The 24,120-nt window shown below is 50.1% G+C and carries 22 protein-coding genes and 4 pseudogenes; 11 read left to right on the top strand and 15 right to left on the bottom strand.

Annotation, left to right across the window (positions count from 1 at the left end):
* Positions 1-19: 19 nt before the first annotated feature.
* From L0M14_RS29650 to L0M14_RS29635, 4 genes are all read right to left on the bottom strand, one after another.
* Positions 20-520: a DinB family protein gene (locus L0M14_RS29650; protein ID WP_235119975.1), complete on the bottom strand. Its 501-nt coding sequence runs from the start codon at positions 518-520 to the stop codon at positions 20-22.
* 69 nt (positions 521-589) lie between these two features.
* A complete protein-coding gene (locus tag L0M14_RS29645; protein WP_235123070.1) occupies positions 590-1,411 on the bottom strand; it encodes an MBOAT family O-acyltransferase in 822 nt (273 codons plus the stop codon).
* Positions 1,396-2,016, bottom strand: coding sequence for an MBOAT family O-acyltransferase (locus L0M14_RS29640; RefSeq protein WP_235119974.1), 621 nt, complete (start codon positions 2,014-2,016; stop codon positions 1,396-1,398). Before L0M14_RS29640 ends, L0M14_RS29645 begins: the two co-directional genes overlap by 16 nt.
* Positions 2,013-2,954 (bottom strand): SGNH/GDSL hydrolase family protein, encoded by a 942-nt coding sequence (locus tag L0M14_RS29635; protein WP_235119973.1) that lies wholly within the window; start codon positions 2,952-2,954, stop codon positions 2,013-2,015. The genes L0M14_RS29640 and L0M14_RS29635 overlap by 4 nt, the downstream gene beginning before the upstream one ends.
* Positions 2,955-3,927: 973 nt before the next feature.
* On the opposite strand from L0M14_RS29635, the gene L0M14_RS29630 reads away from it, so the two are divergent.
* Positions 3,928-4,248 (top strand): hypothetical protein, encoded by a 321-nt coding sequence (locus tag L0M14_RS29630; RefSeq protein ID WP_235119972.1) that lies wholly within the window; start codon positions 3,928-3,930, stop codon positions 4,246-4,248.
* A 196-nt stretch (positions 4,249-4,444) separates the two neighbouring features.
* Here L0M14_RS29630 and L0M14_RS29625 read toward each other — a convergent pair whose 3' ends face one another.
* Positions 4,445-5,281: a sulfurtransferase gene (locus L0M14_RS29625; protein ID WP_235119971.1), complete on the bottom strand. Its 837-nt coding sequence runs from the start codon at positions 5,279-5,281 to the stop codon at positions 4,445-4,447.
* On the bottom strand, positions 5,266-5,784 hold the full coding sequence (locus L0M14_RS32365; RefSeq protein WP_311198798.1) for a GNAT family N-acetyltransferase: 519 nt from the start codon (positions 5,782-5,784) through the stop codon (positions 5,266-5,268). Before L0M14_RS32365 ends, L0M14_RS29625 begins: the two co-directional genes overlap by 16 nt.
* Positions 5,785-5,882: 98 nt before the next feature.
* On the opposite strand from L0M14_RS32365, the gene L0M14_RS29615 reads away from it, so the two are divergent.
* Positions 5,883-6,719 (top strand): HAD family hydrolase, encoded by an 837-nt coding sequence (locus L0M14_RS29615; protein WP_235119970.1) that lies wholly within the window; start codon positions 5,883-5,885, stop codon positions 6,717-6,719.
* Here the strand turns inward: L0M14_RS29615 and L0M14_RS32140 are convergent.
* The 3 genes from L0M14_RS32140 to L0M14_RS29605 are packed head-to-tail and all read right to left on the bottom strand — an operon-like array spanning position 6,700 to position 7,933.
* Complete coding sequence (locus L0M14_RS32140; protein WP_350340531.1) at positions 6,700-6,951, bottom strand: acyltransferase family protein; 252 nt, start codon at positions 6,949-6,951, stop codon at positions 6,700-6,702. The genes L0M14_RS29615 and L0M14_RS32140 overlap by 20 nt on opposite strands.
* Positions 6,837-7,184, bottom strand: coding sequence for a hypothetical protein (locus L0M14_RS29610; RefSeq protein ID WP_235119969.1), 348 nt, complete (start codon positions 7,182-7,184; stop codon positions 6,837-6,839). The genes L0M14_RS32140 and L0M14_RS29610 overlap by 115 nt, the downstream gene beginning before the upstream one ends.
* 11 nt (positions 7,185-7,195) lie before the next feature.
* Positions 7,196-7,933: an acyltransferase family protein gene (locus L0M14_RS29605; protein ID WP_235119968.1), complete on the bottom strand. Its 738-nt coding sequence runs from the start codon at positions 7,931-7,933 to the stop codon at positions 7,196-7,198.
* A 53-nt stretch (positions 7,934-7,986) separates the two neighbouring features.
* Here L0M14_RS29605 and L0M14_RS29600 point away from each other — a divergent pair, with 53 nt between their 5' ends.
* A complete protein-coding gene (locus tag L0M14_RS29600; RefSeq protein WP_235119967.1) occupies positions 7,987-8,475 on the top strand; it encodes a GNAT family N-acetyltransferase in 489 nt (162 codons plus the stop codon).
* A 149-nt stretch (positions 8,476-8,624) separates the two neighbouring features.
* Here L0M14_RS29600 and L0M14_RS29595 read toward each other — a convergent pair whose 3' ends face one another.
* From L0M14_RS29595 to L0M14_RS29585, 3 genes and pseudogenes are all read right to left on the bottom strand, one after another.
* The gene (locus L0M14_RS29595; protein ID WP_235119966.1) at positions 8,625-8,927 is read right to left on the bottom strand and encodes a 4a-hydroxytetrahydrobiopterin dehydratase; all 303 of its coding nucleotides are present in this window, start codon (positions 8,925-8,927) and stop codon (positions 8,625-8,627) included.
* Positions 8,928-8,942: 15 nt separating this feature from the next.
* Positions 8,943-10,750 (bottom strand): annotated as a pseudogene (gene recQ, locus L0M14_RS29590) (DNA helicase RecQ).
* 82 nt (positions 10,751-10,832) lie between these two features.
* Positions 10,833-11,126 (bottom strand): hypothetical protein, encoded by a 294-nt coding sequence (locus L0M14_RS29585; protein WP_235119965.1) that lies wholly within the window; start codon positions 11,124-11,126, stop codon positions 10,833-10,835.
* A gap of 252 nt (positions 11,127-11,378) precedes the next feature.
* On the opposite strand from L0M14_RS29585, the gene L0M14_RS29580 reads away from it, so the two are divergent.
* Positions 11,379-12,971: an SWIM zinc finger family protein gene (locus tag L0M14_RS29580; protein ID WP_235119964.1), complete on the top strand. Its 1,593-nt coding sequence runs from the start codon at positions 11,379-11,381 to the stop codon at positions 12,969-12,971.
* Positions 12,968-15,833 (top strand): annotated as a pseudogene (locus L0M14_RS32295) (DEAD/DEAH box helicase). Before L0M14_RS29580 ends, L0M14_RS32295 begins: the two are co-directional and overlap by 4 nt.
* 285 nt (positions 15,834-16,118) lie before the next feature.
* Here L0M14_RS32295 and L0M14_RS29565 read toward each other — a convergent pair.
* On the bottom strand, positions 16,119-16,544 hold the full coding sequence (locus L0M14_RS29565) for an EAL-associated domain-containing protein (RefSeq protein ID WP_235123068.1): 426 nt from the start codon (positions 16,542-16,544) through the stop codon (positions 16,119-16,121).
* Between the two features lie 114 nt (positions 16,545-16,658).
* Positions 16,659-17,308 (bottom strand): annotated as a pseudogene (locus tag L0M14_RS29560) (EAL domain-containing protein); the annotation flags it as partial.
* Between the two features lie 252 nt (positions 17,309-17,560).
* Between L0M14_RS29560 and L0M14_RS29555 the strand changes: the two are divergent.
* From L0M14_RS29555 to pyrH, 6 genes and pseudogenes are all read left to right on the top strand, one after another.
* Positions 17,561-17,860: a CHASE3 domain-containing protein gene (locus tag L0M14_RS29555; RefSeq protein WP_235119963.1), complete on the top strand. Its 300-nt coding sequence runs from the start codon at positions 17,561-17,563 to the stop codon at positions 17,858-17,860.
* Complete coding sequence (locus L0M14_RS29550; RefSeq protein WP_235119962.1) at positions 17,832-19,985, top strand: sensor histidine kinase; 2,154 nt, start codon at positions 17,832-17,834, stop codon at positions 19,983-19,985. Before L0M14_RS29555 ends, L0M14_RS29550 begins: the two co-directional genes overlap by 29 nt.
* Positions 19,986-20,005: 20 nt before the next feature.
* Complete coding sequence (locus L0M14_RS29545) at positions 20,006-20,461, top strand: response regulator (RefSeq protein WP_235119961.1); 456 nt, start codon at positions 20,006-20,008, stop codon at positions 20,459-20,461.
* 347 nt (positions 20,462-20,808) lie between these two features.
* Positions 20,809-21,369 (top strand): annotated as a pseudogene (locus tag L0M14_RS29540) (MFS transporter); the annotation flags it as partial.
* A gap of 46 nt (positions 21,370-21,415) precedes the next feature.
* Positions 21,416-22,066, top strand: a complete 651-nt coding sequence (locus L0M14_RS29535; protein ID WP_235119960.1) for an MFS transporter — start codon at positions 21,416-21,418, stop codon at positions 22,064-22,066.
* Positions 22,067-22,227: 161 nt separating this feature from the next.
* On the top strand, positions 22,228-22,962 hold the full coding sequence (gene pyrH / locus L0M14_RS29530) for a UMP kinase (protein WP_235119959.1): 735 nt from the start codon (positions 22,228-22,230) through the stop codon (positions 22,960-22,962).
* A 75-nt stretch (positions 22,963-23,037) separates the two neighbouring features.
* On the opposite strand, the gene L0M14_RS29525 is transcribed toward pyrH, so the two are convergent.
* The gene (locus tag L0M14_RS29525) at positions 23,038-23,835 is read right to left on the bottom strand and encodes a GNAT family N-acetyltransferase (protein WP_235119958.1); all 798 of its coding nucleotides are present in this window, start codon (positions 23,833-23,835) and stop codon (positions 23,038-23,040) included.
* Positions 23,836-24,120: the final 285 nt, after the last annotated feature.

Raw genomic sequence — 24,120 nt, 5'->3', positions numbered from 1 at the left:
TCTTCACAGCAATACCGATTCAGGTAAAAAGTCCGCCTAAACGATCATCGGCTGGAGGCGGGCAACCCAGAATTCTTGCCATCGATACGATTTGGCCTTTGTGATGGAATTCATGTGTTTCCACATGAGTTAGCAGCAGTAAAGGAGTAGGTGTCTTCGGGTAGCCCTGCCAGCTCTCATCCTGCTCGATAGGCTCAGACCACCGCTCGCAATATTCGTTTAAGAACCGCTGTACCAATTCGTCCACTTCCGCAAATTTTTCACGGACGTACTTTACATCGGCTCGATCTATCTCGTGTACGGCTATATCCCTATGTTCATTTAACTTCTTAAACGCGAAAGATCCCAACCAGAACTGATAACAATCAACAACATGTACATGGGTTCCCATGATCGTCCCACGGCCAAATCCGGGAACCGTTTGATGTAAGATTTGAGGGGGCAGCTCTTCTAAGAACGTAAACATGTTTTGCCTTACCGATCTGATATAATCGTATTGTTGCCGCAGCTCTTCCAACAAACTCAATCACTCCTCGAAATTTCGAATCCTATCTATCCATCTTGCCATTTCAACTTCTCCGTTATTAATCTAAAACTGGAAATAAATAAAAGAGCTTTGTTCATGTTTATAAAAGAGGATCAGCACAACTAAGAATAAAGTATAGACCGCACCTCTTACTGGAGCAGGAAAAAAACGATGCCATTTCATCGATACTTGTTTCATATTGTTCATAACTAAATGTTCAATTACATGGAGAAGCATCATCAGCAGTATGACGATCCAAAAGCTTTGCACCCATGTCGGGAAGATAAAGGCTTCTGGAAAAGTCAGCATTTTTTTCATAAGAACTAAAGCATCCGTTAATCGTTCCACTCGAAATAATACCCATCCCAAGCACGTTAGTGCAAAAAAGACGATTACGCTAACCGTCGTATATAACCAGGACTTTCTGTAAGTTGCAAGACCAAGTTTATCGAGTGCGGTCACCCAAAACTTGTGCCCGATCAGCAGTCCTCCCTGATACATCCCCCAGGCGACAAAGGTCCAACTGCTGCCATGCCAAAGACCTGATAATGTCATTGCCATGAATAGGCTTGCATATTGACGAAGTTTGCCGTGACGTGATCCTCCAAGAGAAATGTAGATGTAATCTTTAATCCAACTAGATAAAGTAATATGCCACCTTCGCCAGAAATCTGTAGCGCTGCCGCTTAAGTAAGGCGTACGAAAATTCACGGCTAATTCCAGTCCAAACAGATACCCAATGCCAACGGCCATGTCACTGTAGCCAGAGAAATCAAAGTAAATTTGAAAGGCGTAAAGAACGGCAGCCGTCCATCCTTCCGCACCATTTAGCCATTCCGGATGTGCAAAAAAGCTATCGCAATAGGGGGCTAGATGATCTGAGATAAAAACCTTTTTACAAGTCCAAGGCCGATTAAGAAAACACCCATTCTCATATTTCCCATTTGGAAGCGAATGATGGCTAACTTCTTGATTTGTGGTAAAAATTCAGATCCCCTCATGATCGGTCCTGCTATCATATGCCCGAAAAACATGATGAACATCCAAAATCGAAGGATCGAAGTCTCTGGTTCAACCTTCTCTTTGTACACATCGACTACATACGCAATAAGCTCGAAGGTATAGAAGGAAATCCCCAGCGGCAGTGCAAGCTTCAGCCAGCCCGTGTCTGGAGAAACGAGTGTAAATGAAAAAAAGCGCTCGATAGATTTGAAAATAAAAGCTGTATATTTAAAGAAAATGAGATTGATGAGCGATACGCTAATCCCAAACCAAAGGAAAAATCGCTTGCTGCCTCTCTTCATGCATCTGGCGCATATAAATACAATCCCAGACACCACAGCAAAAAGGAGCAAGTACCTCAATCCCACCACAGCATAAAAAAGGATATTAGCAATAGTTAAAAGCATGAGGCGCGTCCTTGGCACCGCATAATACAAAATCATAGTTACGATAAGCAGCAAAGCGAACTCCGGCGTATTAAACATCATGATTGAATCCGCTCCTTGTTTGTGAAAGCTTCCCATACGAAATGTCCAAGTTCCCGATAACCCTCTGGCAATAAATGTGTATGATCTGTAAACAGGTTATCTGGGACTTTACCTTCAAGATTCAAAAATTGCACGGGCAAAGCAGATAAGTATTCGTTTATTCTCTTTGCGTTTTCTTGATAGCCAGGCATATCGATAAAGGATTTCATAAGACTATGATTCGTTCCCGTCATGACAATCAGTGTATCTTTCATTTTTTGATGATTAATAATTTTATTCAAAAAGTATATGTCCACATTCCGCTCCGACAAATCGAAGGGAGCGTCCGAGAAGGCCCTTTTGATTTCTAATTGCTCCAAAGCGTCTGATGTATCCTTCTCATACCAGGGTATAGAAGGACCGAGCTCGTCGCTGGGAATAACTCCGCCTGTTCCTCGCGCCCAAGCATGGTTCAAGGCTTCATTTAAATAATCTCTATAAGCATATAAACGGTAATAAGGCAAAATCACTTGTTCGAGCTCACCCTTGAATTTCACATAAAGGTTGTTTGGCCGAGCAGTCTCTTCACTAGGCAGCGATCGCTGATAGGCTATTGGATCTACAGAGCGCAGGTCGTCCAACCACCAGAATAAGGCTGATTCATAGCTGAGGCGTGGAACAAAACTTGCATATCGGACATTGAAAATAAGATGGTTTGTTGAAATCCCGTACTGGTCTAACTTTAACAGCATGGCATAGATGTCTCCTATTTGCGAAGCCGGTAAAGATAGATTATAAATCTGCCGTGGGTGTTCATTGGTCAACTCCTTATCAATTACTGCGGTAAAGGCATCTTCCGATTTTCCAGGACTTCCATAGAAAACGGAATCCCCTAAAACAATGACATAATCCTGTAATTGTTTGGCGCTAATATCTCTTTTTATTGCCTCCAGTGCCACATTTAGATCATGACGGTTATTGATGATAAGTTTGTAAGACAGCCGATTATGATAGATTTCATTTATAGGAACGAATAAGGGCATGAAGAATTGAAGAATGAACAGAAATAAAATAATAAACACAATCGAGATGGGGATTTTCTGTAGATTCCTTGAGGCAACTTTCGTTAAAATGGTTGATACCTCCCAACAAGTGCAATTCCTTGAAAATACTAACATTATTATAAACCACAAAGGGTATTTTTGGAATTAACATGGTAAGAGTACAGCCAAAGGCCGACCTAATTGAAAGGGATTTGCGACTGGCGTTGGCTTCTCGTTGACTTCAAATAATCCTGGAAAATGAAAACACTAGTATCTGATGATCTACTAGCACAGATGTGAAAGCGTCCCCTTCACTTTACTCGGGGGACTTAGGAAGCACAAAGCGAGGAAAACCACTACTGAAAGTAAAGATAGGGCCTATAAAAAAGCATTTTCCATAAATATAGAGGAGCATGTTTAGGTGAGAAGAGCTGAAGATGAAGACGTATACGAGGAATATAAACTGCAAGCTTAATGTTAGTTCCAAGACAGCAATAACTCTAAGTCTACTAATACATATTATAAATAACCCCATTTCATACTATATATATTATATGTGTTAAATTCTGTGATATTGATACTATTAAGATGATTCTACTTATAAAGGAGAGATACCGTTTATGAAGCAAACTTTTAAGAACGCTTTTCTATTCACTGCTCTTAGTGCCACATTAGGCCACCTATAATGTTATAGAATATCTCCAATGTGATGACCTTGATGTCTCAGCATGGGTGTCGAACAGCTAAACTACATATAAATTACTGGTCTAGTGGAAAACACCGCTAGGTCCTGTTGTATTCTGACAAATCATAGTATCAGCGCAATCAATCTTGGTATTTCCTTAAACAAATGTTAATATTTAGTTATTAATGAAAGGAGGAACTACCGTTGAAGATCTGGAGCCTGTTTCTTATCCAGCTGCTAGAGGCTATCTTTATACTAGCTATCGGTTATATGTTAACTGACTATGTACTGAAGCCTATGTACGTAAACTATGGTATCACCTTCATCGGCAATGTATGGGTGAACTGGGTTAGCGTCTCCTACTTTGTTTTTTTTCTTTACACCGTTGTCAGAGCTTGGCTCGGTTTAAGGCGCAACCTTGCGTACTTCACGAAGCGCATAACCTCCGTCCTTTTTACCGTTCTCTTCTTTTGTTCGGTGTATGTAATGATAATTCCCTTTGTCAAAGGGTACAATCCCTTCTAAATTTCGCACTTCTAAACTATACAACGGCCCTTAGAATGGCATGTTAACAACAACATACACAACTTCCCATTTTGAAATGCACATTTGGATATATGACATGACATTATAGACAACGTCTAAAAAGAGCTGTGAGCAGCCCGCCTCCCGGCAACCTGTCACAGCCCTCCATCTCGTGTCCGACTCTGCCTCTTCGCTTTTACTCCTCACCCGTCGCAATCGGGTTCTCTTCCCAACTGATCCAGTCGCTCCAGCTTCCGCTGTATAGCTTCACATTCGCAAAGCCCGCTTCCTGCAGCGCGATCACGTTCGGACATGCGGTTACACCGGAACCGCAGTATACGATGATCTCTTCTGCGTCCCGAAGCTCCGCGAAACGCTCCCGCTGCTCCTCCGCAGATTTCCAGGCGCCGCCCTCATTCAGCACGCCTTTCCAAAAGAAATTGCGCGCGCCCGGAATATGTCCGGCAGCAGCGTCAATCGGCTCCTCGAGACCGAGGTAGCGTCTCTCCTCGCGGGAATCCACCAGCACGGTGCCTTCGCGTCCGAGCTTATCCTTCACCTCATCCATGCTGGCCAGCATGGCGCGGTTGACCTTCGGGGAGAAGGTGCGCGGATGTACCGCAGGCACTTCATCAGTGACCGGGTGGCCTGCCGCCTTCCAGGCGGAGTAGCCTTGGTCAAGGACATAGACCTCGGTATGTCCGAGGAAGCGCAACATCCACCATAGACGAGAAGCCATCGCTCCGCCCTGGTCGTCGTAAGCAACGACAGTCTTGTTACCGTCGATACCAAGGCTGCCCACAAGGATCGAGAACGCGCCTAAGTCCGGCAGCGGATGTCTGCCGCCGTGCGCCATAATCGCACCGGATAAATCTTTTTCCAGATCTACATAAACAGCACCGGGTATATGATCCACGTTGTAATTCGTTCTGCCTGACTCCGGTTGGCCCAGTGCGAATCTACAATCCACAATGACCGTGTTTGCATCTTCCAGTTGGCCAAGCAGCCAGGCCTGGCTTACGATATTTTCCAAAATAAGGGCACCACCTTCGTTAGATAACGTTTAATCTCCGATCCCGATGGTCGGGTTGATAGAGTATGTGAGCCAGTCCCCCAGCTCTCCTCCCATTTTATCGTAAAACCGCTGCGCGCGGAAATTATCCTTGGCCGTTTCCCAGGACATCGAGGCATAGCCATATCTGGCCGAATACCCTTTGCAAGCGGCGAACAGCTTCTGAGCCGTCCCTTGTCCCGCTCCGCGTCCACGACAAACATATCATTCATGATGGCAACCTTCGATGCCCGCAGTGTGCTGTATGTAAAGTATAACGTAGCGAAGCCAACCAACGCGCCCTCTTCCGTCTCAGCAACAAACTGAACGCCTTCCTTTTGCTCCAGCAGCGTACGGATTAGTTCTTCCAGCTTGCTGTCTTCGGGCTGCCGATATTCGTAGAAGTCGACGATATAAGCGATCATAAGTTCTTTTAGCCGAGGAATGTCCTTCTCTAGGGCTTCCCTTACCGTGATTTGAGCCATGCATGTACCTCCTTAGCCAATCTCATATGCTATATTTTACATGATAGAGAGCGTTTTGAATAACTTATAATGGATATTATGTAGGAGGTGTCGCCACTTTGTATAAAGCTCTTGTAATTGATCTGGACGGAACGCTGCTTCGCTCCGACAAACAGCTATCACGTCAAAGCGTTGATGCCCTAATCCAATCCGCTGCCCAAGGAATAAAAATCATCGTTGCAACCGCCAGGCCTCCACGTTCCGTCAGGCAAATTTTGCCCAAAGAAATTGTAAGCATATGTTCGTTTGTTTACTATAACGGTGCACTCATTGAAGATGCCCAAACTGGGTTTGAAACGCATATATCCATCGACAAGTCCGTCACGTCAGCGCTACTGGATTATTGCAGCATCCATATGCCGAACTGCAGTATTAGCGTAGAAGTAAAGGACAAATGGTTTGCCGACGACGGCGTTATTGATGAAGAAATATTCCAAACCTCTCACTTCCAGCCTCATATCTGCAGCCATGAAGTATTGAAGACTCTAGATGCCACGAAGCTGCTCATCACCTATTTTGAAGATCCGCAGGACCTCATTCAAGTCTTTAAAGAGCAAGCACATGTCGTGCTCACTGACCGCGGAACACTGATACAAATGATGAACTGCTCCGTCAGTAAAGCTACAGGTATATCACTGTTGCTTAACCGCTTCGCTATTTTTTTGCCTCAAGTTATAGTATTTGGAGACGATTATAACGACTTAGAGCTATTTACGCTGCCCTGCTGCAAAGTGGCTATGTCAAATGCCATAGATGAGCTGAAAGCGCTGGCGGACTTCGTTACGGACAGCAATGACAATGACGGCGTCGCAAAAATCATAGAACTTGTTTTGAAGCAACAACTGCCTGCATCCTTCCCTAGCCCAAACTCCTTCGCTAAATCACCTTCCGCATGACCGCAAACCGCCGCAGCACATAAGTCAAGGCATAGCTGGTGACGACACCTAATATCGCAGCTAGAATAAATTTGGCAAACGGACCCAGTTCGATTCCATCCAACGCATATTGATAGACTACGAGAATCGGAAGATGGAAGATGTAGACGCCGTAGCTGTTTTCCGATAAGATCCGATACAAGCGGTTTGTACCGGAGACCCTTCGATGAAAAAGTAAATGAGTCCGACACATAACCCGTAGCACATCGCTGTCTCTGTCACTGCATAGACGAAAGCCTCTGCACCAGCGCCTCCTCCTGCATAAGGAATCCAGTCCGTCGAGTAGCGGAGAACGGCGATACAAATACCAAGCAAAAGCCACGTCAGTCCTACCCGATGCGGGATCCGATCCAGCCACTTGTTCCGGTAAGCTATCATGCCGAATAGAAAGCAGCTGATATACTGAATGACATGCGCGTATTCCATTTGAATGAACCCTAACAGTCCTGTCCATTGGTCAATTGGAGCTTCGATACGGACCCAATAGGTAAGCAGCGCGGTAGGCAGTGCAAACAGCAGGATCGTTCTGTGCAGCAAGCTCTCGCCAAAAAAGTGGTGCAAACTCCCAGCCGATTCCCCACTGCGAACCTAATGATCGCATAAATAACGGAATAAAAGAGCAGCTGCTCAATGAACCAAAGATGACCAAACTGCAAATCGGGAAAGCTCGGCCCCGTCCAATCCGATGGCTTGCCTGCTAAACCGAAATAGACATTCAAATAATAGTCTGAAAATGAGATGAAGCCATATCCGCGATAGTGGATGTAATAAACATACAACAGCAGCGGCATGATGATGAGGAAGCCGGCAAGCAGCGGAATGCCGAATCTAACCAGGCGGTCTTTTAGAAATGCAGCAGCTCCTTTACGATCCAGGGATCCCGGTAAGAAATAAGCCGATATGAGGAAAAATAAACTCATGAAGAATCCGGCATTCACAGAGAAGAACCGTCCCAGGTCGGCTTGCTGAGACGTCTTGAAATACCAAAAGCCATTGGAGCCGCCATAAGGCTGGCCCGCATGATGAATGACAACCAGTATCGTCAGCCACACCTTCAGATTGTCCAAATCATATCTGCGCCCCGAAATGCCAGTTTCTTGAACAAACTGACCCGGAAGGGCATTGCCTTTGAGCGGCGCCTGCACCTCCGCCATATTCGATTTTGCCGTAACCACAGTGAACCTCTTCTCTTGGATCTAGTATCGATATGAAAAGGATGAATACAAGAATGAATCCTTATATGAATAAAATCGTTCCCTTTACGGAGGACCATGGCATAGAAGTGTGTACATGGATCTATCCCCCGCCCTATGAAACCTATAACTGGCCCTCTTGGCAGGCTATGCTCCAGCATGAATTCGAGTTTGCGGATCCGGACATTCGCAGAGATCAGTATGCGGCCATCGTTGACCAAGACGGAAAGCTGAGCGGGTTTGCACAGTTCTTCCCCTTGGCTGGAGTTACCCGACTAGGCCTGTCCCTGCGGCCGGAGCTATGCGGACAGGGCCACGGCGCCCAGTTCATGGGTATCATTGTGCAAGAGGCCAAGCGGCGTGCGCCAGGTCAAGAGATCGACCTGGAGGTGCTTGTGAGCAACGAGCGAGCCATACGTACTTATGAAAGGAAGGGCTTTGTCATCACCGACACCTATGAGAAAATGACTCCCGAAGGTTGGGACGCCTTCCACTGTATGGTCTACCAGGACCAAGAGTCGTAGCGTGCTTCATCCATCTGGGAGCCGGCAGCGGGCAACGGGTAGCAGTAGCAGTAGCAGTAGCAGTAGCAGTAGCAGCAGTAGCAGTAGCAGTAGCAGTAGCAGTAGCAGTAGCAGTAGCAGTAGCAGGCAGCAGGCACCGGTCACTGCCCTTAAGCATGCTCGCCGTATGCCTGCTCGACCAAAGCGGCTGTATGAAAGTCCAGATCCGTTAATCCCCCAGCGCTCCAAGTCGTGAACCGAACGGTGACCAATTTGTAATCAATCGCGATCATTGGATGATGATTGTTGTCTTCGGCGATACGGGCGACCCTGCCGACAAAGTCGACGCCCGCCATAAATTCGGCAAAACGGTATCTTCGAACGATCCATTTGCCGTCCTCCACTGTCCAACCAGGCAGCCCCTTCAGTCGGGCTATAAAGTCCTCAGCAGTTAGTTTTCCAGCCTTCGCCATCGGCACACTCCCCGCCTATTCGTAATCGTATACGGCCATGTCGGCCTCGCTTTCTCCTGCGTACGTGCGCAGCAGCTCCAGGAAAGGTTGTCCGTAATTGCGGAACTTGACTTCCCCGACTCCTTTGATACGAAGCATACCCGCAGCAGTCGTTGGACAGGTCTCGCTCATCTCACGCAGCGTGCTGTCGGAGAAAATAATATAGGGGGCACCTTCTCGCGCTGAGCAATCTCTCTGCGCAGCAGACGAAGCTGCTCAAACAGCGTATTATCGACGGCTGCAGCCTTGATAACCTGCTTGCGAACCTTCTGGAACACCTGCTGCCTACCCTGCAACACTTCTACAGCAGCCTGCTGCAGCTTCACGACCGGATACTGACCTTCGGACAGCTGCAGGTAGCCTTCGGAAATGAGCACGTTGATCAGGTCAGAAATTTCCTTTTCCGGCAGATCCCGCATGATGCCGTGGGTCGGCAGCTTGTCGAACCGATAATCCACAATTTTTTTAGCTTTCGAGCCCTTAAGTACGGATGCCACCATCGAGATACCGAAACGCTCCTGCATCCGGCGGATGCACGAAAAGATCTTTTGAGCCTCGACTGTGATGTCCACCGTATCCCGGTCGTCCTTGCAGGAGCTGCAATTGCCGCAGGTGTCCTTCACATTCTTCTCGTCGAAATACTCCAGAATAAAATTGCGCAGGCAGCGGGGCGAATAGCAGTAATCGATCATCGTCTGCAGCTTTTTGTATTCATTCGCTTTGCGTTCCGGTGACAGCTGATTCTGCTCGATCAGGAACTTCTGCGTCATAATGTCCTGCGCGCTGAAAAGCAGAATGCATTCGCTCGGCTCGCCGTCTCGTCCCGCGCGTCCGGCTTCCTGATAGTAAGCCTCCATATTTTTCGGCATGTTGTAGTGAATGACATAACGCACATTAGACTTGTCGATGCCCATACCAAAGGCGTTGGTAGCAACCATCACCCGGATATCGTCGTAGATGAAAGCCTCCTGCATGTACGAACGCTCATCGTCCGTCAAGCCCGCGTGGTATTTCCCTGCTGAGAAGCCTTTTTTACGCAGCAGCTCATGCAGATCCTCGACTTCCTTCCGAGTAGCCGCATAAATAATGCCTGGTTGATGGGTGTGTTCCTTCACGTAATTGAGAATATAATCACGTTTGTTCTCACCGCGCAGAATGGTCAGCTCCAAATTATCCCGGCTGAAGCCATTGATAAAGACGCCTGCCTCGCCAAGCTCCAGCAGACGGGCGATATCTGCCGTAACCTCCGCTGTCGCAGTCGCGGTAAAAGCTGCTACGATCGGGCGCTGCGGCAGCTCGCGGATGAACGGAGCGATCCCGACATAGCTCGGGCGGAAATCATGCCCCCACTGCGATACGCAGTGCGCTTCGTCGATCGCGACAAGCGGAAGCTGAAGCGCTGCCATCTTGGCGCGGAACCGCTCCGACTCCAGCCGTTCGGGTGCAATATAGATCAGCTTGTACTCCCCCTGCATCGCGCCACGAAGCCGTCTCTCCACTTCCCTCGCCTCCAGCGTGCTGTTGATGAAGGTAGCCGATACACCTAAGCTGTTCAGCGCATCGACCTGATCCTTCATGAGGGAAATCAGCGGTGAAATAACGAGCGTCACTCCATCCATCAGCAATGCCGGAACCTGATAACAGATCGATTTGCCGCCCCCCGTCGGCATGATGCCGAGCGTGTCTTTGCCCTCCAGGAGGTTAGCGATGATATGCTTTTGCCCTTCACGAAATTCGGGGTACCCATAGACTTGCTGCAGAACCTTCCTTGCTTCTGAAAGCATAACCTTACTACTCCTTGAAATCGTTGTCGTATTGTAAAATGAAGACAAAGCTAGTTCCCATCACCAGTCAGCCTAGACTAGCCTAGACTAAATATATGACCGAAACCAGCTTCTCTCCATCATGCACTTTAATCACATGATTGTCCGGATCATGACGCACCGAGCCAATCCCCACTTGCATCACAGGCGTACTGCCCAGACCGTAAAAAATATCGTCGGCCAGCGTACGCAAGCACTCCTCCTGCTCCTCGGGCTCAAGCTCCAGCCACTCTTCCTCTGACATTTCAAATAAATCATAGCAGCCATCTACCAGCGCGATGCCGCGCATGAAATCGTTGACGATGTCCTTATACTCCCTGCCGTATTTAATTCCCATATGTGTTTCTCCTTTCGAGACGCCTCGTCTGCTGAACCAACAGCTGGATTGCCCGTTAGAGCCTGAACCTGCTTCTGTCATTTTGCTGTATCTATCACTTTACCACATTATAGGCAGGAAAAGCAGGGATAATCACCTGATCCTACTTATAAAAAAAGATGCATTGGCATACACTATGGAAATGGGCAATTTCGGAAAAAATCTGTTACTATGGAAGAAGGAATGTACGGCTCGGAGGTAGAAAAAGCGCACATGCTGAAACTGCAGATTCCCAAAAATCGAATGAACTACCTAATGAAGCAGGTCCAGCACCACTATGACGCCGTCATACTGGAGAATGGCTGGGAGTATTACCATAAAGGCCGTGTGAGCGATATCGAGCTGCAAGGCACGAGCATCCACGCACGGGTCAAAGGACAAAAGGTTCACGAGACCATCATAAATCTCGAGGACTTCACCCATAGTGAGTGCAGCTGCAACTATGATGGATTTTGCAAACACATAGCCGCGGCTTTTTTCAGCTTATATGCGCCATATGGACGCCCTGAGCTGCTCCTGCAGCAGCTGAAGCAGGCCATTCACAGCCGCAAGAAGACGGTGCGCAGCGCTGCATCCGTCCTGCAAGGCAAGAAGCTCGAGAAGCCAAGCAGCCCGCTTGAGGATTCCATGCCTGTGGAATGGCACCGTTTCTTTGAAGGCAAATTCCACGGCTTTTCCATTTCGCATCAGCAGTCAATCGAGACTTTCTATGAGTCAGCCCTGGAAACCCTGCCCGCCTATGCGTCCGCCTGGAAACCTTCCGTTCAGGAAGTGTACCGGCTGCATATTATTCTCTTCATGATGAGAAAAATCGAGCAGTTCTACCAGGAAACCAAAAGCTCCTACCTCTCTTATTACCATGAGAATGGCTGTAAAATCACCGCGAAGCAGTGTGAGGAAAGAATGGAGGAGACGCTTCAAGCTATCGATGTGAAAGCATCCACCCGGGCGGAGCCGAAGCATTGGCACGCCACTCTGAAGATGCTTAGCGAATTCGCTCTGCACGGCAAGGACAGCCCGATCGATTGGCTGCTTGTGTACCGCCTGTTCTGGTGGGAGTTCAAGAACCACCCCAAAGTGCTGAAGGAAGAAACCCAGCGCCTCGAGCTGCTGCTCAGCAAGAAAGAGCTGACAGCCCGCAGAAGAGACACGCTCATCATCGCGAAGGCGCATTTTGATATTATACAAGGCAATAAGGAGGATGCTTTCCGACTTTTGGCAACGCTCAAGCATCCGAATACGAAGGATTTTTTCATCTATTTGCATCATTATTACGAATCGAAGCAATGGGAAGAGACGCTGGTATGGCTCCGTTATCTGCTGCCTACGGTTGATCAAGCGAATCACGAGGATTTCCGCGTGTTCTGCCAGTATTGGCAGGATACCGCCAAGCATTTGGATTCCGACGCGGAATGGGTGCAGGTGATGGAGTCCCTTCTCCCGCGCTCCTACTACTATTACACGGCGTACCTGCTCCACACGAAACGGTATCGTCAGTGGGTCGATTTACAGCTCGCTAACCGGATTTCTCCGCTCAGTCTCTACGCAATGGAGCTAAAGGCGATTGAGGAGCACGACGCCGAGCTCCTGCTGCCGCTCTATCATCAAGCTGCGGAGCGCGCCGTTCTGGAGAAGAACCGCGCGTCTTATACAACGGCTGTTCGTCTGCTAAAAAAGCTCCATGCTTTCTACAAGCAGCTTGGGCAGGAAGACCGATGGGAGCATTATGTATACCGCTTATCCGATAAATTTTCCCGTCTGCGCGCCTTCCAGGAAGAGCTGAAGAAAGGAAAGTGGATCCGATGATTGAAACTAGCAGACTCACTGTTCATCTCAGTTCGATGCCGAGCGGCAATCTGTTTATCTGGGGTGCGCGCGACAACGGGGGCGTCTGGGATGCCCTCGATTTGAAGCACCTGCTGTTCGCTTGGCATCGGGCCTCCTTCTACGGCACGTTCTACGAGCCGAGCGAGTGGCAGCACCGGGAAGGAATCGAGCTGCAGCCGCTCGAGGCGCTGGATTATTTCAGCAGCCCGCGGGCGGCGCAGCATCTGGATTTGGAATGGGCGCAGGAATGCAAGGATTTGATGCTGCTGGCTCCGGCTGTGAAGGAAGCGCTCGCAGAAGGGCGGTTTATGCCCGATTACGATAAATGGAAAACCGGTCAGATCGGCTGGAAGCTGCAGCTCCCCGAGGAGCTGCAGTATCTCGAGACGCCCACGAATCTGGCCTGGATTCACTCGCTCATTCCCGAATGGGTTGAATCCGACGGACTCATGAAGGACAATCTGCGCCAACTCGAGACCGCTTACCCGCTCATGCGGCGCGGCGAGCTGAGCGCCGATCTCTGGCTCGACGAGGAAGATTGGCTCGTCGCCATCGGCTGGCGCCAGGACCGCTCGCCGATGCGCACCTGCCTGCAGCTCGTCGAGCCCGACCTGGCCCGCAGCACGCCCGGCTGGCAGCTGCGCGTCGTGCTGCAGGACCGGCTGGCGCCGGACGTGCTGCGCACGGTCACGCCGCAGGGCGAGCCTGCGGCGGGCGAGCTGCCGCTGCCTCAGGCGTGGCAGCCGGAGCTGGGCCGCGTCGAGCGAGACGCGGCGAAGTGCCTGCGCATCCTGCCTTGGCTGGATGCGGGGGACGGCACCCTCCGTCAGCAGCTGACGGAGGAGGAGGCTTGGCGCTTCCTCGCCGAGGGAAGCGTCCGGCTGGTAGAGGCCGGGACGAGCGTCTTCCTCCCGGCCTGGTGGGACCGCATCCGCAAGCTGAAGCCGCGGCTGCGCGCGAAGATCAAGTCTTCCCGTCGGCGCAGCCCGGGAGACGATGTTTGGGCTCGGCCAGCTGATGCAGTTCGACTGGAAGCTGGCCTTAGGTGACATTGAGCTGACGGAGGACGAATTCCGTCAGCTGCTGGAAGAGAAGCGCAAGCTCGTGCAGATTCGCGGCAATTGGATTCAGCTCGACCCGCAGTTCATGGCGCAGGTCGAGCAGATTATGAAGCAGATGCAGAAGAAGAAGGGCCTGTCCTTCCGCGATGTATTGGAGCTGCATCTCTCCGGCGATGTGTCGGGGCTGATACCGGAAGAAGACGACCCGGACGCGATGCGGTACTTGGAGATGGAAGTCGAGCTGAACGAACAGCTTCGGCACATGATCGACCAGCTCACCCAGACCTCGACAATCCCGCGTACCGAGCCGCCGCTTAGCTTCCGCGGCTCTCTGCGCCACTATCAGGTGGACGGCATCTCCTGGCTCCTGTTCCTGAGACGCTTTGGACTCGGCGGCTGTCTGGCCGACGACATGGGTCTCGGAAAGACGATCCAATGGATTACCTATCTGCTCTCCGTCAAAGAATGGGAGAAGCCGGAAACCCCTTCCCTTCTGGTCTGCCCGACCTCCGTGCTGGGCAACTGGCAGATGGAGCTCAAACGGTTTGCCCCGACGCTGAACGTGCATCTGCATTACGGCCCGCAGCGGTTAAAGGGGGACGCCTTTAAGGAAAACCTCAAAGACATCGACCTTGTCCTGACTTCCTACACGCTGTCTCATCTGGATGAAGCTGAGCTGTCCGCCATCTCTTGGAACTCCATTTGTCTGGATGAAGCGCAAAATATAAAAAATGCCTACACCAAGCAGGCTTCCGCGATTCGCCGACTCGACGGTTACCATCGCATCGCGCTGACAGGTACGCCGATTGAGAACCGATTGACCGAACTGTGGTCGATCTTCGATTTTGCCAATCCGGGGTATCTCGGCACGATCCGGGAATTCACGCATCGTTACGTCAACGCCATCGAGCGAACCCGCGATACGGACACGATCAACAAGGTGCAGAAGCTGATCCGGCCCTTCCTGCTTCGGCGCGTCAAGAAAGACCCAGCCATTCAGCTGGATCTGCCGGAGAAGAACGAGTCCAAGACCTTCGTCTCGTTAACAGCCGAGCAGGGCTCGCTCTACGAGAACTACATCCAGGACATGTTCGAGCGGCTGGATAAGCTCTCGGCGATGGAGCGGCGCGGCCTCATTCTTGCCGCGCTCACGAAGCTCAAGCAGGTGTGCAATCACCCTGCTCTTATGCTCAAGGAAGGGCTCGCTGCCCCGTGGAGCGGCTGCTCCAACAAGCTGGAGCGCCTGCTCGAGATGGTGCAGGAGCTCCGCCAGGAGGGCGACAAATGCTTGATCTTCACGCAATTTGTCGAGACGGGCCATCTGCTGCAGCACGTGCTGCAGCAGGAGCTTAGCGAGCCCGTACTGTTCTTGCACGGGGGCACGTCCAAGACAGCGCGCGATGAGATGATCGCGCACTTCCAGGATGCCAGCGTGCCGGCAGCTGAGCAGCGCAGCATCTTCATCCTGTCGCTGAAGGCCGGCGGCATCGGGCTCAATCTGACGGCGGCGAATCATGTGTTCCACTACGACCGCTGGTGGAACCCCGCCGTCGAGAACCAGGCAACGGACCGCGCCTTCCGGATCGGGCAGACGCGTCATGTGCAGGTACACAAGTTCGTGACACTCGGCACGCTCGAGGAGCGCATCGATGAGATGATCGAGCGCAAGCTCGGCCTCAGCCAGCAAATCGTCGGCACCGGGGAGAACTGGATCACCGAGCTGACGACCGACGAGCTGCGCGATTTGTTCTCGCTTCGGCGTGAATGGGTCGAAGCCTAAACGGAGAGCTGCTCCACGACAATTGGAGCCAGAATGTTGCTAAGGTAATGTGGTCTCAGCAGTTTTCGGAGATCTAATGCAAAGCCTAGTCATACAACATATACTTTCAACTAAAAGAAGCCTTCTGTTTGCAGGCGATACCCGCAGGCAGAAGGCTTCTTTTAGTTGATGAATTGATGGGGGTTTGAGCACCGCCATGCGTCGGTTACAACGCGCGCCCAAGATTCACGCTCGTTGGGTTTCATTTGTTCATCCAATCATCGACTTCTCATAACCCCCATGCCCTCATGACTGCAAATCCAAAAACACGTAGTATCCCTCCGCTAGCACGCAGGAAAACGTCTGGATGGAACGGGACGTCTCCAGATCGGTATAAACCTGCGATAATATCCCCTGCTTATGCATGTCCATGATCAATAGATTCGAGATAAAATACGGCCTCCAGATCCAGTTCGAGCCGCGATATTGCTCACTTCTTTCCCATCCGAGGGGACCGCGGAAAAAGTTGGACGAAATTTGATATCCATCTTCTTGGCAAATATAAATGCGGATACAGGATTCGGTAACTGCGCCGGTAATACCTTCAATTACACGGTCGGCATCCTCTGCATCATAAATACATACCGAAGCATCGACAACATGCACTAAGCTTTGTTTAATTTGAAGCAGTTGACTGTACCGCTGAAGTTCCCCATGGCTGTACAGATTCATTTCCTCTCGCAGCATCGGCTTGAAGGTGCCCTTAGGCTGAAAGTGCGCCTCGGCTCTGGAGAACAAGAAGCCCTGTACATACCTGGCTCCGCTCTGCAGCGCTTGATGAAGCTCCTGCTTCGTCTCTACACCCTCAAGAAGAAGGGATGCTCCCATTTGCTCCGCCAGCGAGGAGAAGGACTGCATGAGTGCCTTATAGCCTGCATGGGTGGCACTTTTTTCAAGATATGGAGATCAATCTTTAGGATTTTCGGCTGCAGGCTGGCTATCCGCTCGAAATCGCTGAATCCGCTGCCCACGTCATCAATGGCAATGGTGCAACCGGCCTCCCTGTAAAGCTGCACGATCTGCGTGAGCTCCTGCAGGTTGCCCTTGAACTCTTCTTCCGTGATTTCGATGACTATGCGTTCCGGTTTGATGTTATATTTTTTCAACAGCTCAATCGTAGGAAGCATACCGGTGCGCTGATACGTTTTATAAATCCAGGACGGCTTCAGATTTAGAAACAGCAAGGATGTCTCCTCAGCAAGGGCTAGTTTTTCAATGGCAAGTTCCCTGACATGCCTATCCACACGCAGCTGTTCCTCTCCTGAAATATCCGGATTTGTAAAAAAAGGACCCAAGCTCTCTACCTTCTGATTCCGCACCCTTCGTCCTAATGATTCATATCCAACGATCTCCTGGTTCTGCAGCGAAACAATAGGTTGAAAATAAGGTGAAACTTCACTTATCGACGGAATTCTGCTGTTTACGTCCTCTACCATGGTGACCTCCCCTCGCCGATACCCCTTCTGCCTAGGGTCCACAAAAAGCCCCCCAATCTAGCTGTAAAGCTGAATATATGCAAATATTGATTGACTGTATTGTAAACGACAATTTCATATTACGCAATTGAATGTTAGATAACCTGACACATATAAGAATTTGAAGGAATTTGACGGAACCTGTCGAATTTAAACACGATCATATGAAAGATATTAAATTTTAGTCAGAAAGTCAGGTGACCCCTTCATCATATGAAGCCCTTTTCGAGATCCCGTATCTCTATTTCTTATGTCATTGCCATCATCGCCCTGTTAGCTCTAGTGAGCACATCGAGCTATATTGCCAGCCGCAATATGGAGCGCGAGAACAATGCGATCGTCAACGACGCCATCCCTATTGCAGCGGCTATCAACAATTTGTTAACTGACTTGCTGAATCAGGAAACGGGCATCCGCGGTTATTTGCTGACTGCCGACGAACAATATCTGGATCCCTTCACCTCCGGTAAGGACCAACTGCAAAATGACCTTTACCACCATAAGAACCTATGAAGACAAGTATCCCTCCATTCGACTATTGGTAGAAGCCCAGGCAGTTCCAGCCATTAATAATTTACAGAACTACTATTCAACTCAAATTAGTCTAGTGAAGTCCGGAAAGATGGAAGATGCGAAGAATCGGGCTAGCAGCGGCAAGCTGCAGATGGATCGATACCGCTCCGTCCACGAAAACATTTTGAATGACATCAATAAAATTACGAGCAATGCCTCCAGCGCTTCCAGAAAAGCCGGGCTCTATGCACGAACCATTGCACTGTTCGGCAGCTTGGTCGCTCTGATCATCGGCGGCTTATCCGCTGTGATCTTCTCACGCGCCAACCGGGCCGAGACCGAGCTTCGCAAGAGTGAAGAAACCTATCGGTATATGGCGGAAAGCCTGGAAATTCAGAATGAGGAAATCATCGCCCAGCAAGAGGAGCAGCAGGAAACGCTCGCCAAGCTCTCCGAGCGGGAACGGGAGTTGGAGCTGATTAGCACCTATCAGGAGAAGCTGACGGGATTTGTGGAGATCAACGATTTTCTCGACCATTCCGTCCCGGCCTTACTGGACTCTCTTGCGATGGATGGCGCCTTGGTGGTGATCAAGCACGACGACCGGAGCCCTGTCCAATTTGAGGTCATTTATTCGGCAGGCTATCCCCAGCAGTACGTTTCTCGTCTGGAAACCTCACTGTTCGGTCCTGCTAAGCGGGTCTTTGATGAGGACAAGCCGATTAGCCGTCTTCGTGAATTGAATGGCAGTGAACGTGGACTCCACGATGGCTCCGCCCAAGCGCTTGATCAGTATTTTCCACTTCATGATGACAAGCAGCAGGTCATCGGTTTCCTGCTGCTTACGAAATACACGTCAAGCCAGGATACGAATGAGCGGCTAACTCGCGGATTGGTTCGCCAATTCGGCCTTGCTTTCTATGCGCAAGCACTGAACGAAGAACGCCGCCGGCAATCGGAGCATCTCGCCGTGCTGAACGAGCAGCTCTTAAAGGAGAAGCTGCTGATCGAAGGACAGCGCGACCTGATTGAAAGCATATTGGAGTCCGCCCATGAAGGCATGATGATGTGCGACTCGGAAGGCACGATCTTGTTCTCCAATCAGCGTATGAGCCGTTACTTCAACTTACATGAGCATATCGGAGACAACCTGCTGCAATGCTGCTACGCGATTTCAGCTGAACAGGTCAGCTTTACCGGCGCCACCTCGTCGATTCAAGCGATGCTCGAAGGCAGCCTGCCCTACTTGACCCAACGTTTTAGCTTTGAGCATGAAGGCGCACCGCAGCACACAGAATTATATGCTACCGCCGTTGGCGAAGACACGGATCACAAGGGTTTCCTCTTCGTATTCCGCGATCGTACGGAAGAAGAACGCGTGGATGAGATGAAGAATGAATTTATCAGTATCGTGTCCCATGAGCTTCGCACCCCGCTTGCCAGCGTGCTTGGCTTCATCGAGATTTTGCTTCATCGTGAGCTGAGCAAGGACAAGCAGATGAGATACATGAATACCATTCACAAAGAAGCGCTTCGCCTCTCTAATTTGATCAACGATTTCCTCGACCTGCAGCGCATGGAATCGGGCAAGCAGGTGTATCATTTCTCACCTGTCAACTTGGTCCCTATGGTGCAGGAAGTCGTAGATCAGTGGCACAGCAAGGAGCACCAGATTAACATTCATCATATGTCCCCAGAGCTTTGGGTACGCGGTGATGTAGACCGGCTGCGTCAAGTGCTGCATAACTTGATCAGCAACGCCATCAAATATTCCCCAGGAGCCGATCGGGTCGATGTGCATGTAACTTCGTCAGAAGGAAAAGTTTCATTATCCGTACAGGATTACGGTCTCGGTATTCCCGAAGATGCTCGCGAGCAATTGTTTACGAAGTTCTTCCGTGTCGATAACACCGACCGACGCCAAATCGGCGGCACAGGGCTGGGCCTGGCTATTGTCAAAGAGATTGTCGAAGGCCACTATGGCACGATCGGCTTCCAATCCGAAATGGGCGCAGGATCGACCTTTACGTTGGAGCTGGATGAGTTCGAGCTCTCCTCCATGGATGGAAAAATCGTCATCTTCGAGGATGACGATAATTTGGCCAAACTCATCCAGTTGCACTGAATAAATTCAACCTCCCTTCCATGCAGCTTCGCTCTGCAGAAGAAGGAATTCTCTCTCTGCAGCGCAAGCCGGGAGAACGCCCGCTGCTGTTTATCGTGGATATCCTGCTGGAAGGCGCCAAAACAGGATGGGATTTCCTGGCCGAGCTTTACCGCCATCCGGTATATGCACAAACGCCGGTAATCGTCTCTACCGCCCTGGAAGCGCCGCACGATTATCACGAGAAAGAAGTAGAGAAATATCTCAAAAAGCCATTCACCATGGAACGCCTGGTCGATGTCGCCAAGCATCTGCTCGAATCCAGAAGCCATCACGCCTACATCTTCCCGGCTCAAGACAAAGAGTTCCTCTCCTCCGCGCTGGAGCGAAGCGGCATCCAGATTTCCGACATGAAGGAAAACCTCGATATGATCGAAGTGGAAATCAAACGAAGCCACGATACGCAAGATACGGACGCCGAAGCCGAAGCCGAGTAAATTTGAGATAAACCTCTATCGAGGTTTTCCGAAAATAATTGACCTCCATCAGAGGTTAAGTTGACTTTAAAATTCCCGTTCTGCCGCAGCAGACGGGAATTTTTCTTTTTCGAGGCGAAGTGGGAGGAGTTTTTGCTGGCAGCGGCCAATATACTAGAAGGAGCGCTCCGCTGATCCCGTGACCGAAAACTGGGCTCCTCGTGAATGCGTTGCTCCAAGAGGGCGTTCAGCGAGTCCGCACAAAGAAAGGTGTGACCTGAGTGACACGTTACGAGCCTGCTTCCAATATCGCCTCAGCCCGTACGGCCTGGAGCTTGCTATTCTCTCTCCCTATTTTTTCTTGGGCCATGTACGATTTCGCCAACACCATCTTCTCTTCCAACATTGTGACCGTATTCTACCCTTTCTACTTATCCGGCGTCCTAGGCAAAAGTGAAGCCATGAAGCAGATCGCCAGCACATTTATCACCTACTCGAATTCGCTTTCAGCCTTGTTCATCGTCCTGCTCTCCCCGCTATTCGGCGTATGGATTGATCGGACCGGCAAGAAGAAGGCGTATCTCATTCCCTTTACTTTGATTTGCGTAGCAGCAACGCTCGTTATGGGGGCTTCCTCACTCTGGCATACACATCTACAAATTGCCGGGCTAAACGCAGCGATTCTAGGTGTTATTCTTTTTTTCATGATCGCCAAATTTTTCTACAACTCCTGCCTGATCTTTTATGATTCGATGATTTCGGATCTAGGCAATGCCCGCGAGCTGCCCGTAATATCAGGAATCGGTGTCGCGGTAGGCTATCTTGGAACGTTAGTAGGGCTGGTTGTATATCCATTGATCGGGGATAAGCATTATGAGAATACGTTCATCCCCAGTGCGCTGATGTTCTTGCTGTTCTCGCTGCCCATTCTTTTGTTCTATAAGGAAAAGGCTTCACTTGCACCCTCACAAGGGAATGCGATCGACCGAAAGCCTACCTCCCTCTGGAACGGCTATCTCGAGATTTGGACGACATTCAAGGAGGCTAGGCAGTATCAAGGCGCTTTCCTTTTTTATGATCGCTTATTTCTTTTTTAACGATGCGATTGCAACGGCGATCGCCGTAATGGCCGTCTACGCCAATACCGTGATGGGCTTTACGACCGGGCAGTTTATTCTCCTCTATCTCGTCTCTACCGTGTCCAGCGTTGTCGGCTCCTTCTTATTCGGTTACTGTGCGCGTGCATTCGGCTCAAAACGTGCTGTCGCTGCTGTTGCCTTCATTCTGCTTGCTGCCATCGCGATCGCGTCGCTTGCCACAAGTCAAAGCCTCTTCTGGATAGCCGGGAGCTTGTACGGGGTATCGATGGGGGCCATGTGGGTAACCTCCCGCACACTCATCGTCGAGCTGACGCCGGAGAACAAGCGCGGCCAATTCTTCGGGCTATTCGCTTTTTCAGGCAAGGTATCTTCGATCGTAGGTCCTGCTTTATACGGCTCCATCACATGGGCTCTTGCGGAGTCAGGCAATCACGCAAGCCGAGTAGCGCTAGGTTCACTCATGCTCCTCGTACTCGCGGGCTTGATCGTTCATTTCAGAGTGCCTTTCAAGAAGCCCAACTCGTAGTTCATCCTAGACTGGACATTTCCAGATTACCCTAGATTCCTCTACATTGCTCCGGACTGCTCTACTGCTCAGGATTACTCTAAAGCCCCGGATGCGGAAGTTGCTTTCCAACTGCCTTCTAGCTAAAATAGGAAATATATAAGGCGGAGAAGGAGAAACCCATGCGATACAAAAGAGTTCTGATCAAGCTTAGCGGCGGCGCTGTGGCAGGAAGCAGCGAATTCGGATTTGATCCGCGCAGTCTCGACCATATTGCTGAAGAAATCATGACCGTGATAGGCATGGGCGTAGAGGTTTGCATTGTCACCGGGGGAGGCAATATCTTCCGTGGAAACATGGGTGAAAGCTGGGGAATTGAGAAGGCCGAAGCCGATAACATCGGCACACTGGCGACAGTCATCAACAGCTTGATGCTGCGCGGCGTGCTGAAAGCGAAGACAGATGCCGAAGTCCGCGTAATGACCGCCATACCGGTCGCCTCGGTCGCAGAGCCTTTCATCCGCCTGAGAGCCATTCATCATTTGGAAAAAGGGTATATTGTCATCTTTGCCGGAGGCAATGGACAGCCCTACGTTACCACCGATTATCCTTCGGTCCAGAGAGCGATCGAAGTGAATTGCGATGCGATTCTGGTAGCTAAGCAGGGTGTAGACGGGGTGTTCAACAAAGACCCTAAGCATCATCAGGACGCAGTTCAGTATAAATCACTACATTACAACGATGTCATTCACCACAATTTGAAGGTGATGGATCAATCGGCCTTCATTCTGGCTAGAGATTATCATCTGCCGATTCATGTATTCAACTTCGACAAACCCGGATCGATGAAGGAAATCTGCGAAGGCCGAAACACAGGCACTTTGATCAGTCAGGAGTGCGAGCTTGCTTATATGTGAGTTAGTCCTTTTGTAAGGTTTACAAACATAAGAAGGATAGAGCTGCAGATTTGGCCTCTGCGCCCTATCCTTCTTTTACTTCCTAGTAGTATTACTTTTATCCAGATAATAGTCGTTCGCACTGACGGTTACAAAGCCACAGGATTCATAGAGCCCCAATGCGCCCTCGTTGTCCACAGCAACCTCTAGCTTGGTAGCACCTGTCTGCCCGCGTTTTATCAAAAGGTCAATTGTCTCTCGCAGAATTTGGCGTCCGTAGCCCTTGCCCCGCTTCTCAGGGAGTACGCAAAAACCATAAATGAACGAGGAACCGTCCATTTCCACCATAGCGCCAATCTTGCCGATCGGCTCATTGCTCTCCGCCAACTCCGCTATCCACGTACGCTCTTTACCGCCCTCCATCGTTTGAAGCACATATTCCCGGGTGTCGGATTCACTCATACCAAAACCTTGCATGTTGAGATGGACCAGAAGCTCTATGTCATGCCGCCCCGCTTGCCTGAGCTTAATGGAGTGCAGCACCAGGCTGTCTTCGTAAGTCTTCTTGGTTTCAGCAGCAAGTTCCATGACATATTCAGAGAAGCTGTAGGCCGCTTCTATACGCATGAGAAAAGCTTTGCCGCTAGCTGAACCGCGTTGGTTGATATAGATCACGTTCGGTATGTCACGGCGGCTGCATTCAGCAATGGCGGCTTGACGCAGACCGCTGAAGATGCCGCGGCGGCGATAGTCGGGATGGACCATGCCGGTGAGCTCAGCCTCACTTGATTGAAAGCTGAATACAGCCAGGAAGCCTACAAGACGGCCCTGATCGTAATACAGAAAATCATTCGGACCCCCGATTGTTCCGAACGATCCGTCAGTACACCCCAATTTAATTTGATGTCAATGCCCTCTTGCAAATTGCATATCTCGGCTAGAGCTTTGATCTCTGCCAATTCTTCCGTGTTTAATCTTTTCCGCTGATGTATCCCTTGGTTCAAACCATTCACTCCATTCCGTTGGCACCGAACTCCCATAGGGAGCGGATACGATCCGACGTCAGGACCAGCTGATAAGCAGCTCAGTTTGTCGATAAAGTAAGGTCGAAAACTACGGAGCCGTTCATTTCCCTTAATCGACAGTCTCAGCTGCTGCAAGCCGCTAATCCCCTCACGT

Origin of the sequence: Paenibacillus hexagrammi (genome assembly GCF_021513275.1) — a bacterium.
Lineage (GTDB): Bacteria > Bacillota > Bacilli > Paenibacillales > NBRC-103111 > Paenibacillus_E > Paenibacillus_E hexagrammi.
The sequence above is the reverse complement of the archived record's forward strand: the minus strand, read 5'-3'. Positions and strand labels throughout refer to the sequence as shown.